Source organism: Altererythrobacter sp. TH136 (assembly GCF_007065885.1).
Lineage (GTDB): Bacteria > Pseudomonadota > Alphaproteobacteria > Sphingomonadales > Sphingomonadaceae > Tsuneonella.
In genome coordinates this window covers 545127-558539 of the sequence record NZ_CP041409.1, presented here as the reverse complement: position 1 = coordinate 558539, position 13413 = coordinate 545127, and the positions used below count along the sequence as shown (strand labels likewise).

The window sequence follows — 13413 nt, the reverse complement described above, 5'->3', positions numbered from 1 at the left end:
GCACTCTAGCACATCAGCCGAACTGATCGGCAACCAGCTTCTCGAACGCATCTGCGCGGTGACTGATGCGGTGCTTTTCCTCCGGATCGAGCTCGGCGAAGGTGACCTCGCGCCCCTGAGGAACGAACACCGGGTCGTAGCCAAACCCCAGCGTGCCCCGCGGCGGCCAGGTGAGTGCACCGTCGACACGCCCTTTGTAAACCGCGCTTTCGCCATCGGGCCAGGCAATCGCGAGAACGCAGCTGAACCATGCGTCGCGCGGGGTAGAGGCACCCTTGGCCGCGAGGAGGCCTTCGACCTTGCCCATCGCCATGTACCAGTCCCGGCCCGGCTCTCCTTCGAACCACTGCCGTTCGGCCCAGTCGGCGGTATAGACCCCCGGGCGCCCGTCCAGCGCCGCCACTGACAACCCGCTGTCGTCCGCCAGCGTGGCGAGCCCTGACGCCTCCGCCGCCGCTCGCGCCTTGATCAGCGCGTTCTGGACAAACGTGGTGCCGGTCTCCGCCGGTTCAGGCAGCCCCAGCGATCCAGCCGAGATGCACTTGACGCCGAACGGCTCCAGCAGGGCGCCGATTTCCTTCAGCTTGCCCGCGTTGTGCGTGGCAATCACCACGGTGCCGGAACCGATCCGCCGGGTCATCGAGTGGCGCTCTCCTGCGCCCGGAAGATTTGGGCACAACCGATCTGCGCAAGTCGGAGTAGCCGCAACAGCCCTTCCTCGTCATACGTCGCGCCCTCGGCCGTGGCCTGGACTTCGGCGATCCTGCCGCCCTCGATCAACACGAAATTGGCGTCGGCATCGGCATTGCTGTCCTCGGCATAATCGAGGTCGAGCACCGGGGTGCCCTGGTGAATTCCGCAGCTGATCGCGGCAATCTTCGCCTCGATCGGGTCTTCGGCCAGCAAGCCCTTCTTGATCAAGCCGTTGACCGCCAGCCGCAGGGCGACCCATGCGCCGCTGATGGAGGCGGTGCGGGTCCCGCCGTCGGCCTGGATCACGTCGCAGTCGAGCGTGATCTGCCGCTCGCCGAGCTTGTTCAGGTTCACCACCGAGCGCAGCGAGCGCCCGATCAGCCGCTGGATTTCCTGTGTCCGTCCGCTCTGCTTGCCCTTGGCCGCTTCGCGCTGGCCGCGCGTATGAGTCGCCCGCGGGAGCATCGAGTACTCGGCCGTGACCCAGCCCTGGCCCTTGCCGCGCAGGAACGGGGGCACCCGCTCTTCCACGCTGGCGGTGCAGATCACCCGGGTATCACCGAAGCTGACGAGGCACGAGCCCTCAGCATGAACGGTGAAGCCGGTGTCGATGGTGATGGCGCGCATCTCGTCGGGCGCGCGGCCGGATGGTCGCATGGGTCATTCCTTTGATGAGTCGTTCGCGCCGCGTTAGGCGCTTCGCCCTTGAGGCTGCAAGGACAGGCTCTAGAGTTAGCGGCTATGGCCACGCCGCCCGTCACCGAACTCAGCACTCGCTCCCGCGATATCTTCCGCCTCGTGGTGGAAGGCTACCTCACCAGCGGACAGCCGGTGGGATCGAAAACGCTTGCCGGCGATGCCGGGCTGAACCTGTCGCCCGCGTCCATCCGCTCGGTATTGGCGGAGCTGGAGACCCTGGGCCTGCTCGCCGCGCCGCACACCAGCGCTGGACGCATGCCGACCGACGTGGGCCTGCGGCTGTTCGTCGACGGGATGATGCAGGTGGCTGAACCCACCCGGCAGGAGCGGCAGGCGATCGAAAAGCGTCTCGCCGCACCCGGTCCGATCGAAGCCGCGCTGGAGGCGACCAGCGCCTTGTTGTCGGATATTTCGGGGGCAGCCGGCATGGTCATGGTGCCGCGCAAGGAGCCGCGACTGGCGCAGCTGACACTCGTCCCGCTCAGCGCGACCCGGGCGCTGGCGGTGCTGGTGGGAGAGGATGGCGGGATCGAGAACCGGGTGATCGAGCTTTCCGCCCCGGCAAGCCCCTCCGCCCTGGAGCAGGCGGGCAACTTCATCACCGCGCGCCTTGCCGGGCGAACGCTGGCCGAAGCCGCCGCCGCCATGCGCGCCGAACTTGCAACGGGCCGAAGCCAGCTCGACGCGGCCAGCCGCGACCTGGTCGAACGCGGGCTTGCCGTGTGGAGTGAGGACGCCGCGCGCCGCCCGGTGCTGATCGTCCGCGGCGCTGCGAACCTTCTCGACGAGGAGGCGCTCGGTGACATCGAACGGGTGCGCCAGTTGCTGGACGACCTGGAGGACAAGCAGGAGGTCGCCACACTTCTGGAGGCCGCGCGGGAGGCGCAGGCGACCCGTATCTTCATCGGCAGCGAGAACCGCTTGTTCGCCCTGTCGGGATCCTCCGTCATCGCATCGCCCTACCGCGATCGCGAGGGCCGGGTGGTCGGCGTGGTGGGTGTCATCGGCCCCACCCGGTTGAATTACGCGCGCGTTGTCCCCATGGTGGATTTCACCGCCCGATCACTGGGCAAGATCATCGGATAACCACGAAAAAACAATGATCGCAGACCAAGATTCACGCCCCGAGGATGAAGCCGTGGCCAAGGAACTCGACGGCGTCCCAGCCGACATGCTCGACGAAGCGCAAGACGCGACGGAAAGCGGTTCCGACGTGTCAGAGGCGCTCGCGGCGTTGAGGAACGACCTCGAAGCCGCGAAGCAGGAAACGCTCTATGCCAAGGCGGAAACGCAGAATGTGCGCCGCCGCATGGAAAAGGATATCGTCGACGCTCGCGCCTATGCCGCGACCGGCTTCGCGCGGGATATTCTGTCGGTGTACGACAACCTGGTACGCGCGATCGATGCCATCCCGGCCGAACTCCACGACGATCCGCGCATGAAGGCGCTGGTCACCGGTATCGAAGCGACCCAGCGCGAAGTCGAAAAGGTGTTCGCCCAGCACGGGATCACCCGGATCGCCTCGATGGGTCTGCCGCTGGATCCCAACCAGCACCAGGCGATGCTGGAAGTGCCTAGTGACACCGTGGAAGCGGGCACCGTGGTGCAGGAAATGCAGACCGGCTGGATGATCAAGGACCGCCTGCTGCGACCGGCAATGGTGGCGGTAGCGAAGAAGCCTTGATCACTTCCTGATCAATTGCTTGTTGCTCCCCGGCAGAGACCGTTCTGCCGGGGAGCAAGCATAATTCACACGAGCTGCGCGCGGTTTTCGTCGCGGTGCTTTTTCAGGTATTTCATGAACGGCGTGCCGCCGGTGCCGACATCGGGATCGTTGCCGGCGATGCTACCTGCCTGTTTGTTGATGTAACTCGCCGCGTATTCGAGGTGGCGAGTGCGGAAGCGGGCCGTCTGGTTAAGGCAGGCGTTGAATGCGTCCTTGAGGCTTTGCGATGCCGAGCCCGCCACGAACGCGCGCAAGGTGGACTGCGCCGCGATGTCTTCGATGAAGCGGCGATGCGGCACAGGGCGGTAGTGGTGCAATTCGTCGAGGAACTGGCGCAGCGGATCGTCTGAATGACCCACCTGGAACAGCGCGTCCATCGCCGGGACGATGCTCGACTGGCTGCCGGTCTGGCCGCGATACGGCATCGGCTTGCGTTCGAACCGCTCCACGCCGTCGTAGATCAACCCGCCGCCAGCCAGCGCCGGGTTGTTGGCCCACCCGTGGATGTAGGGGCGCACCCGGTGGAAGTAGATGTAGGGATCGCAACGCTCGGTCATGCGGCTGAAGTGGCCATAAATCCGCTCCCACGCGGCATCCATCTCAACCAGCAGTCGTTCGGCCCCCGCCTCGTCCCCCTGCCGCGCAACCGTCACCAGCCGCGCCGCATTGTCGAGCAGCACGCCGGCTTCGGCCTCGATCGCGACGTGGATCATCACGAACCAGTTTTCATCGGCTCCGCCAAGGAAGTTCTGAACCATGTAGATGTTTTCAAGGCTGATCGGCCCTGACTTGTCGAGTCGCGACCAGTTGTCGAGCACGTAGGCGGAATATGGCAGCAATGGCGCCTGGCCCAAGCGATCTGCGATTGCCACCATCGGGCGGGCGAGATTGGCCGGCAGATGCTCTGGCGGGAGAGGTTCGCCCCAGACGTAAGCCTGCACCAGGAAGCTGTAGTGGACCATTGCGGTGCGGACCTCTTCCTCCGCGGCTTCACGCGCCCAGTCTTCTAGCGTCGGGTCGGCGAGCTGGTCGAGCCAGTGGCGCACGCGCCCGGTGGACAGCAGGCCGGACAGGTTGCCGGCGGCGTCTTTTACTTCGTCAAATTGGGAGGGGAGGGCGATCTCGTCGATCTCGTAATGCGAAAGAAAGCCGCGAGTCCGCGACATGCCGTAGTCAGATAGCTCCATGGATTGCACCGTATGCCGGGCGCGGGTTGGGCCGCCCGGATCGATGCGCAGATGGTATCAAGCGAAACCGTATCGCTCAAGCCGACCGCGTCAGACCGTCCCCGGAAACTGCACCAGCAGATCATACGCGGTGGCATCGCCAACGCCTGCCACCTTCACCCCGTTGCGCAGCCAGAACGCGTGCTTCACGATCTGCGCCTGCTGCTCGATGCCATAGCGTTCAAGCGGCCAACCGGGCTTGAGGCTGTAGTCGTAGCGGCAGAACGGGTGGCGGTGGAGCACCAGGTACCACTCGCCGAGTGTCTGCGTTTGCCACACATGCGTCATTTCGTGGATAAACAATCCCTGCGCCACGCGACCCGCGCGACCGAAATCGTCGCAGTAGCCGGTCCCCCGCGGGTGAAAGTGCAGGTGACCGCGCGGCGCCATGGTCGTATGACGCGGCTGGAAAGGGAAGAACTTGCGCCGCCGGATGGTGACGCGCGCATAATCGATGGCGCTGCCGAAGACACTGCGCGCAAGGTCGACCTCGCCGTCCGTCAACCGCCGTTCACCGCCCACCGGGCAGGCTGGCGCGGAGTGGCTTTCTATTCCGAGTTCGTCATTCGCCTGGTTCAGCGCTCATCCCCGGCTGCGCGGATCTCCACCGGGAATGTCTGCTTCTTGCCACCGGAAACGATCACCGCCGCCTCGGTCGTGCCGCCTGGCTTGAGGTCGGGTGACACATCCATCGCCATCAGGTGCTTGCCGCCGGGCTCGAAAGTGATCCGGTCGCCCTTCTTGAGCGGCACCGGCAGCATCTCCTGCATCTGCCGAATGTCTTCGAACTCGGCGTAGTCATGGAACGCCGCGCTGTTTGCGCCGGTGACTTCCGCGCGGTTGAGCGCGACCTGACGATCCCCGTCATAGGCGAGGTCGAAATACACCGCCGCCGGATTGCCCGCCACCGGCGCCAGCACCATGCGGGCGTTCGAAATCTTCATGCCGGGGATGCCAACGGCATCAGTGGCGGCGGGTTGTTCCGGGCTCTCGCCGCATCCCGAAAGGGTCAGCGCAGCGCCCATCAGCGCGACTGCAAACAGCTTGCCCGGCATCGTTTTCTCCCCCTTGCTGGCGCCGTTCGCGTAGCGCCCAAGCTCTCTTGTGCCAAGCGAAAGCGCACCTATATCGCCCGCGTTAATCGAGCCGCCGACAGGCCTTGCCGCAGACGCGGGAGGCCGGATGGGCGGTGTCCAACACCAGAGAAGGCAATAGGGAAACCATGGCAAAAGTTATCGGGATCGACCTCGGCACCACCAATTCCTGCGTCGCGGTCATGGACGGCGGCAAGCCCAAGGTCATCGAGAATTCGGAAGGCGCGCGCACCACGCCCTCGATCGTCGCCTTCACGAAGGACGGCGAACGGCTGATCGGTCAGCCGGCCAAGCGCCAGGCCGTCACCAACGGCGACAACACCATTTTCGCGGTCAAGCGCCTCATCGGCCGCCGCTTCGATGACCCGGTGACCCGGAAGGACACCGAGCTGGTCCCCTATACGATCGTCAAGGGCAAGAATGGCGACGCGTGGGTCCAGGCCGGCGGCGAGGATTACTCCCCCAGCCAGATCAGCGCCTTCACCCTGCAGAAGATGAAGGAAACCGCCGAAAGCTATCTGGGCGAAAAGGTCACTCAAGCGGTGATTACCGTGCCGGCGTACTTCAACGACGCGCAGCGCCAGGCGACCAAGGACGCCGGCCAGATCGCCGGCCTTGAAGTGCTGCGCATCATCAACGAGCCGACCGCAGCCGCGCTCGCCTATGGCCTGGAAAAGAACGACGGCAAGACCATCGCGGTCTACGACCTTGGCGGCGGCACGTTCGACGTCTCAATCCTCGAGATCGGCGACGGCGTGTTCGAGGTGAAGAGCACCAACGGCGACACCTTCCTCGGCGGTGAAGACTTCGACAATTCGATCGTCGAATGGCTGGCTGACCAGTTCAAGAAGAAGGAGAACATGGATCTCCGCACCGACAAGCTGGCCCTGCAGCGGCTCAAGGAAGCCGCCGAAAAGGCCAAGATCGAGCTGTCGAGCGCACAGACCACCGAGATCAACCTTCCCTTCATCACCGCGCGCATGGAAGGCGGCAGCACCACGCCGCTTCACCTGGTCGAAACGATCAGCCGCGCCGATCTGGAGAAGATGGTTGGCAGCCTGATCGAACGTACGAAAGAGCCGATGAAGAAGGCATTGGCCGATGCCGGCCTCAAGGCCAGCGACATCGATGACGTCGTGCTCGTCGGCGGCATGACCCGCATGCCCCGCGTGCGCGAGTTCGTGAAGGAGTTCTTCGGCAAGGAACCGCACACCGGCGTAAACCCGGACGAGGTTGTCGCGATGGGCGCGGCGATCCAGGCGGGCGTGCTGCAGGGCGACGTGAAGGACGTGCTGCTGCTCGACGTGACGCCGCTGTCGCTCGGCATCGAGACGCTGGGCGGCATCATGACCCGGATGATCGATCGCAACACGACCATCCCCACGAAGAAGAGCCAGACCTACTCGACGGCCGAGGACAACCAGCAGGCGGTGACCATCCGCGTGTTCCAGGGCGAACGTGAGATGGCGCAGGACAACAAGCTGCTTGGTCAGTTCGACCTTGTCGGCATCCCGTCGGCGCCGCGCGGCGTGCCGCAGATCGAAGTCACGTTTGACATCGACGCCAACGGCATCGTCAACGTTTCGGCCAAGGACAAGGGCACGGGCAAGGAACAGCAGATCCGCATCCAGGCCTCGGGCGGGCTCAGCGACAAGGACATCGACCAGATGGTCAAGGATGCCGAGAAGTTCGCTGAAGAGGACAAGAAGCGGCGCGCCTCGGCTGAAGCACGCAACCAGGCCGATAGCCTGGTGCACGCGACCGAGAAGCAATTGTCCGAGCATGGCGACAAGATCGACGCCGATCTCAAGAGCCAGGTCGAAAGCGCGATCGCGGAAACCAAGACCGCGCTGGAAGGCGACGATGCCGACGCCATCAATGGCAAGGCGCAGGCGCTGACCGATCTCGCCATGAAGTTGGGCCAGGCGATCTACAGCCAGGAACAGGCTTCGGCGCAGGGCTCCGATGGGACCGAGGCGGCGTCGGAAAGCAGTTCCGACGAGGACGTGGTCGACGCCGAATTCTCGGAAGTCGACGAAGACGCCAAGAACTGATCGAAACGATGAAAACGCAGTCCGCCACCGGTGCCCGCCGCACCGGTGGCGGCTGAGTTCGGGGCCAGTCCATGTCGACCGCTGAAATCGATTTCTACGAGGTGCTCGGGGTCGCCCGCGACGCTGACGGCGCCACGATCAAGAGCGCCTACCGCAAGCTGGCGATGCAGTTCCATCCCGACCGTAATGCCGGGTGCAAGGATAACGAGGACAAGTTCAAGGCCGTTTCGGCCGCGTACGAGTGCCTGAAGGACCCGCAGAAGCGCGCTGCCTACGACCGGTACGGCCACGCTGCCTTTCAGGGCGGCATGGGCGGGGGCGCCGGCCACGGCCAGGATTTCGGCGACATCGGCGACATTTTCGAGACGATCTTTGGCAGCGCCTTTGGCGGTGGGGGGCGTACCCAGGCCCGGCGCGGTGCGGACTTGCGCTACGACATGGAGATCACGCTCGATCAGGCGTTTCACGGCGAAAGCCGCGAGATCGAGATCGAGGTCAGCCAGTCCTGCGATAGCTGCCACGGGTCAGGCGCCACTCCCGGCACCGGGGCCCGGCGCTGCAACCTGTGTTCCGGGCACGGCAAGGTCCGCGCCAAGCAGGGCTTTTTCGTGGTCGAGCGCCCGTGCCCCAACTGCCACGGGGCCGGCGAGGTGATCGAGAGTCCTTGCCGCTCGTGCAGCGGTGAAGGGCGCATCGACCTGCCGCAAAAGCTGGAAGTGAATGTCCCTCCCGGGGTCGATACCGGCACCCGCATTAGGCTCGCCGGCAAGGGCGAGGCGGGACCGCGTGGCGCGCCTCCGGGCGACCTGTACATCTTTGTCCATGTCCGGCCTCACGCGGTATTCCAGCGCGAAGGCACGACCTTGCTCACCCGCTGCCCGATCAGCTTCACCAGCGCGGCGCTTGGCGACACGCTTGAGATTCCCGATCTTGGCGGCGAAACGCACCAGGTTTCCGTTCCCGCGGGCATCCAGTCGGGCAAGCAGCTGCGAGTGCGCGGCGCAGGGATGCCGGTATTACAGGGCCGCGGCCGGGGCGACCTGGTGGTCGAGATTGCCGTCGAGACCCCGACCAAGCTGACCAAGGCCCAGCGCGACCTGCTTCAGCAGTTCCGGGACACCGAGACGGGTGACGAGTGTCCCGAGAGCCGCGGTTTCTTCGACAAGCTGAAGAACGCGTTTGGGGGCTAAGCGGCCAGCACCTCACTCCTGATGCGGGCGATCAAGCCGGGGTCGGCGGTGAGGCGGCCATCTTCCTCGTCCAGCACCGCGAGGAACGCGCGCTGCTTGAACGCAGCCAGTTCGCCGTCGCTGAAGTTCTCTACGGTCGAGGCGACCAGATCGATCATGCGTTCCGCTCCGTGCAGCCGACCCCACAGGTAATCGTTCTCACGATAGGCGCGGCTGAAGAACGCACCGAAATTGTAGAACTCGGTCCCGCGTAGGGTGGCCTTCGTGCCGCCTGCGCGAATCGATCGGGCGTCTTCCGGACTGATCCGATCGACCTTGACCGCGTCGAATTCGGTGAGGCCTTCGTTCTGCAACAACGGCAGCGTCGCGGCATCATAGAACGGGAACCCAAGGTAGGTGAGCAACACACGCCGGCGAAGCTCCTTGGGCATCTCGTCGAGGGCCGCGGAAAGCCGCTCCTCCGCCTCGGCGTCGACCTCGGGCAGCAACCGCCGCGCGGCCAGAGCATCAAGCACAGCGCCCGGATCGCTCATCACCTTGCCCGCCAGAACCGCGAAGTCGTCGCCAAGGTTGGTGCCGCTCTCCTGCGCGAAGTAGAGCGCGAGGATGTCGTAGATCGCCTCTCGCGCCGCCTCCAGCGCGGTGTCGGGGATCGTCTCGTCCGCTTCCCAGTCGATCGACAGGCGCCGCGCAATCAGGCGCAGGCGGCGGACTCGGAATGCGAGATCGTGCGCGCGCAGGAACGCCACCGCTGCTTCGCTCAGCCCGCCTCCGCCGTCCGCCAGCGAGAACAGCCCCCGCTCGTCGAGTTCACGCCGAAGCCGCAGCGCGATCGGCTCCGCATCGGGCAGCAGCAGGGCAGGTGCGGCCGCCAGCACCACTTGCGCGAGGGTGTCGATGATCCCGGCCACCTTGGTCTGCGCATAGGCCTGGAAGGCATACCCGGCGCGGTCGGCGGCGGCCTGCTGCGCCTTGGTGCGCCAGGCGGCGAGGCGTTTGGGTGTGGGGCGGTCGAGGAACAGGGTCATGCCGAACAGCTTGTCGACCGCGCCTTCGACTTCCGGGCGCAATGCCTTGACGATGCGAGCCAACCGCACCGCCTCCCGTGACTGTCGCTCCAGCGCCTCCAGGTTGTCGCGGATCGGCTGTTCGCGCGGAATGGTCGAGAGTGAGCCGAAGATTGCCCCGAAAAAGCCCACCGGCCGATCGATCGATTGTTCCAGTGAACCGAACCGGTCGGGGCGGGGATCGATATAGACAAACCGCCGGTCCACTTCGCGCTGGGCCGAGCGCGACGTCAGCGCGCCGCGGGCGGCGGCGAACGGGGCGTTGATCAGCACCGACCCGTCGATCAGCGATACATGCGCCTCGCTGCCCTGGCGCACGTGCACGGGCATGATCCGGTCGAGAAACGCGCCACGCCCATTCCACCGCCGCCCGCGCGCCGCCGCGAGCCGGTCGATCTCCTCGAGCCGCAGCGGAGGAAAGGCGCCGGGGAAGCTCGCAGTGGCGCGTGCCGCCATCGTCAGTTCAAGCGGTTCAGCCACGTTCTCGCCTCCGCCGGGCGGCGTCTTGCTGCGAAAGGCGATGGGCATCCGGTGCTCGCTCTCCTCGACGGTTGGCGGGCTGTTCAGGCGCAGGAGCGACAGGAAACCACGAAAGTCGGTGGCGGTCACCATCAGGTCCAGCGGGTGTCCGGGCGGCAGCAAGGGCGCATCCGGCTCGCCCGCGCTCACTTCCATCAGCGCATCGAACAGCAACGCCGAAAATCCGTCGCCTGAGAAGGGCGGTTCGAACCATCGGCTGCGCACGAGGTGGGATACCTTGCGCCGCACTTCGGCGCGGGTTTCCGGGGCCACGCTTTCGCTGACCACGTTGCCTGGCCGGCGCAGCAACCACCACACGAGCGGCATCGCCCACAGCTTGGCCGCCCACGACCATGGCCGGGCATCGGGATCGAGCAGGCGTTCGACATCGGCGTTGGCCAGCCACAGCTCGGTCAGCGGTTCCAGGCTGTGGCCTGAATGGATCGCCTGCGCGAGGAACACTGCGTTGATGCCGCCGGCGCTCGCCCCCGTGACGATGTCCGGCAGCACCCGCAGGCGCAGGCCGTGACGGCTTTCCATGGTGGTCAGGAGATCACGGTAGACCGCACTGACGCCGCCCCGTTCCGGCCCGTCGCCATGATAGTCGCGGCTGGCGCGGGCCAAGTGCCACAGTTCCTTGGTGACCCCGTGCATGTACACCGCCAAGCTGACCCCGCCATAGCAGATCAGCGCGATGCGGAGTTCCTTCTGACGCATGTGCGGGCCTTGCCGTGTCGAGCCGCCCTTGGCAATTGCGTTCCACCAATGTTCCCGTTAGGCGAACCCGCATGGTCAAGACGAAGCGGCGATACGTATGCCAGGCCTGCGGTTCGGTCAGCAGCCGCTGGCAGGGGCAGTGCGCCGATTGCGCGGAGTGGAACACTCTAATCGAGGATGCGCCCGCTACGGTGTTTTCGCTGAAGCACGACCTGTCGGCGGGCGGGCGCGCGATCAAGTTCGAGGCGCTCAATACGCCGACGGAGCCGCTGGTGCGGCTGCCCACCGGTCTGGCCGAGTTCGACCGTGCGCTGGGCGGCGGGCTGGTGCCCGGTTCCGCCATCCTGATGGGCGGCGATCCGGGGATCGGCAAGTCGACCCTGTTGCTGCAATCGGCCGGAGCGGTGGCCCGAACGGGCGCTGGCGTGGTCTATGTCAGTGGAGAAGAGGCCGCGGGGCAGGTCCGTATGCGTGCAGGCCGGCTGGGCTTGTCGGACGCGCCGATCAAGCTCGCGTCGGCCACCGGTGTGCGCGATATCCTTACCACCCTGGGGCAGTCGGCACCGCCTGCGCTGCTGGTCATTGATTCGATCCAGACGATGCACTCCGACACGATCGAGGGGGCGCCGGGGACGGTCAGCCAGGTTCGCGGGTGCGCGTTCGAGCTGATCCGCTACGCCAAGGAGAATGGCGTCGCGCTGGTACTGGTGGGCCACGTGACCAAGGACGGGTCGATCGCCGGGCCCCGCGTGCTCGAACATATGGTCGATGTGGTGATGAGCTTCGAAGGGGAGCGCAGCCACCAGTACCGCATCCTTCGCGCGCTTAAGAACCGGTTCGGCGCGATCGACGAGATCGGCGTTTTCGCGATGGCAGGGGCGGGGCTGGAAGAAGTCGCCAACCCGTCGCTGCTGTTCCTTACCGGGCGCGACGAACCGCTGGCGGGCAGCGCGGTGTTCCCCGCCCTGGAGGGTACCCGGCCGGTGCTGGTGGAGATCCAGGCGCTGATCGTGCGCCTGCAATCGGGCGCTACCCCGCGCCGCGCGGTCGTGGGCTGGGACACGGGGCGGCTAGCGATGCTGCTGGCGGTGCTGGAATCGCGCTGCGGGCTGAATTTCAGCTCGGCCGAGGTCTATCTGAACGTCGCGGGCGGCTATCGCCTGTCGGACCCAGCCGCCGACCTTGCAGTGGCCGCCGCGCTGGTTTCCGCGCTGGCGGACAAGCCGCTGGCGACCCACGCCGTGTGGTTCGGCGAGGTGTCGCTGGCGGGTGAAATACGCCCGGTGTCACACGCCGGGCTGCGCTTGCGCGAAGCGGCAAAGCTGGGTTTCAACCTTGGTTTCGGGCCGGCCGATGTCGAGCCGGGTTCATCCGGACTTAACTATCGCGGGCTACGGCGGCTGGGCAATCTCGTTGACCGGGTCGTGGCAGAGGCATAGTCGTTCCGAAGATCGTATGACGGGTTTCGACATCATCGTACTGCTGATCGTTGCGGTAGCGGCGGTAGGCGGCTTCATGCGCGGTTTCGTGCAGGAAGTGCTGTCGCTGGTCGCTTGGGCGGTCGCGATTCTCGCAATTCACAACCTTCACACGCCGCTGTACGATTGGCTGGTGCCCAAGATCGGCAACCCAACCGGGGCGGCGACCCTGGCCTTCGCCATGCTGCTGTTGATCCCGTACGCGGGCATGAAGCTAATCGCGGGTCGGCTGGGCGAAAGCTCTCGCGCTTCGATGCTCGGTCCGATCGATCGGGTGCTCGGCTTCGGGTTCGGCGCGATCAAGGGGGCGGTCGTCGTGACCTGCGGTTTTGCGCTGCTGGTGCTCGGCTACGATGCAGCCTGGGGCATCGCGGGTCGTCCCGACTGGATCAAGCAGGCGCGCACGTATCCGCTGATCAACGCCAGCGCCGATGCGCTGGTCAAGATGATCGAGAACCGCAACGAGTCCGTTGCCAACAGCGATTCCGTGATCCGCGACCAGAGCCGATGACCGCTCGGCCCGGGTCGGTGCTTTACACACCCGAATTGCTGAAGCTGGCGGTTTCGCTGGCGCGGTTCCCGTTCGATCCGGCTTCCGGTTGCACCGGTGAGGCCCGCTCTCCGACATGCGGCGGTCGGGTCGTTTTTTCTGGCACCGTGCATGGAGATCAGATCAGCGCCCCAGGCCTGCGCGTCACTGCCTGCGCCGTCGGGCAAGCCGCCGCGGCGATCTTCGTCGCGCATGCCGCCGGGCGCACACGCGGCGAAATCGAGGCGGCGCGCGACGCGATCACGGTCTGGCTGGCTAGTCAGGGGCCGCCGCCCGTCTGGCCCGGGATCGAGGCGCTGGCGCCTGCGATCGATTATCCCGGACGGCACGGCGCCATTCCGTTGGCGTGGAACGCCGCGCTGGCCGCGCTTCCCAAGGAAACTGCGGACAGCTAGAGCGC

The 13413-nt window shown here is 65.8% G+C and carries 13 protein-coding genes; 7 read left to right on the top strand and 6 right to left on the bottom strand.

What is annotated here, in order from left to right:
* Positions 1-13: 13 nt before the first annotated feature.
* Both rdgB and rph read right to left on the bottom strand, forming a co-directional pair.
* Positions 14-640 (bottom strand): RdgB/HAM1 family non-canonical purine NTP pyrophosphatase, encoded by a 627-nt coding sequence (gene rdgB, locus C0V74_RS02750; RefSeq protein WP_143250515.1) that lies wholly within the window; start codon positions 638-640, stop codon positions 14-16.
* Entirely contained in the window at positions 637-1350 is a 714-nt protein-coding gene (rph, locus tag C0V74_RS02745) for a ribonuclease PH (protein WP_143250514.1), read from the bottom strand. The genes rdgB and rph overlap by 4 nt, the downstream gene beginning before the upstream one ends.
* A gap of 84 nt (positions 1351-1434) precedes the next feature.
* Between rph and hrcA the strand changes: the two genes are divergently transcribed.
* The gene (hrcA, locus tag C0V74_RS02740; protein WP_143250513.1) at positions 1435-2478 is read left to right on the top strand and encodes a heat-inducible transcriptional repressor HrcA; all 1044 of its coding nucleotides are present in this window, start codon (positions 1435-1437) and stop codon (positions 2476-2478) included.
* A gap of 13 nt (positions 2479-2491) precedes the next feature.
* On the top strand, positions 2492-3076 hold the full coding sequence (locus C0V74_RS02735) for a nucleotide exchange factor GrpE (RefSeq protein ID WP_143250512.1): 585 nt from the start codon (positions 2492-2494) through the stop codon (positions 3074-3076).
* Positions 3077-3141: 65 nt separating this feature from the next.
* Here the strand turns inward: C0V74_RS02735 and C0V74_RS02730 are convergent, their stop codons facing one another.
* The 3 genes from C0V74_RS02730 to C0V74_RS02720 all read right to left on the bottom strand — a co-directional run bounded on the left by C0V74_RS02730 (position 3142) and on the right by C0V74_RS02720 (position 5399).
* A complete protein-coding gene (locus tag C0V74_RS02730) occupies positions 3142-4305 on the bottom strand; it encodes an indoleamine 2,3-dioxygenase (protein WP_143250511.1) in 1164 nt (387 codons plus the stop codon).
* Between the two features lie 90 nt (positions 4306-4395).
* Positions 4396-4848, bottom strand: coding sequence for a vgr related protein (locus C0V74_RS02725; protein WP_246844939.1), 453 nt, complete (start codon positions 4846-4848; stop codon positions 4396-4398).
* Positions 4849-4919: 71 nt separating this feature from the next.
* Complete coding sequence (locus C0V74_RS02720; RefSeq protein WP_143250509.1) at positions 4920-5399, bottom strand: copper chaperone PCu(A)C; 480 nt, start codon at positions 5397-5399, stop codon at positions 4920-4922.
* Positions 5400-5566: 167 nt separating this feature from the next.
* Between C0V74_RS02720 and dnaK the strand changes: the two genes are divergently transcribed.
* Both dnaK and dnaJ read left to right on the top strand, forming a co-directional pair.
* Complete coding sequence (dnaK, locus tag C0V74_RS02715; RefSeq protein ID WP_143250508.1) at positions 5567-7492, top strand: molecular chaperone DnaK; 1926 nt, start codon at positions 5567-5569, stop codon at positions 7490-7492.
* Positions 7493-7563: 71 nt separating this feature from the next.
* Positions 7564-8682, top strand: a complete 1119-nt coding sequence (gene dnaJ / locus C0V74_RS02710) for a molecular chaperone DnaJ (protein WP_131625501.1) — start codon at positions 7564-7566, stop codon at positions 8680-8682.
* Here the strand turns inward: dnaJ and C0V74_RS02705 are convergent.
* On the bottom strand, positions 8679-10985 hold the full coding sequence (locus C0V74_RS02705; protein WP_143250507.1) for a patatin-like protein: 2307 nt from the start codon (positions 10983-10985) through the stop codon (positions 8679-8681). The genes dnaJ and C0V74_RS02705 overlap by 4 nt on opposite strands.
* Positions 10986-11056: 71 nt before the next feature.
* Between C0V74_RS02705 and radA the strand changes: the two genes are divergently transcribed.
* From radA to C0V74_RS02690, 3 genes are read left to right on the top strand one after another with little or no spacing between them, the layout of a single operon-like run.
* Positions 11057-12424, top strand: coding sequence for a DNA repair protein RadA (gene radA / locus C0V74_RS02700; protein ID WP_143250506.1), 1368 nt, complete (start codon positions 11057-11059; stop codon positions 12422-12424).
* A gap of 16 nt (positions 12425-12440) precedes the next feature.
* The gene (locus C0V74_RS02695) at positions 12441-12974 is read left to right on the top strand and encodes a CvpA family protein (RefSeq protein WP_131625504.1); all 534 of its coding nucleotides are present in this window, start codon (positions 12441-12443) and stop codon (positions 12972-12974) included.
* Complete coding sequence (locus tag C0V74_RS02690; protein WP_143250505.1) at positions 12971-13408, top strand: iron-sulfur cluster assembly scaffold protein; 438 nt, start codon at positions 12971-12973, stop codon at positions 13406-13408. The genes C0V74_RS02695 and C0V74_RS02690 overlap by 4 nt, the downstream gene beginning before the upstream one ends.
* Positions 13409-13413 lie beyond the last annotated feature (5 nt).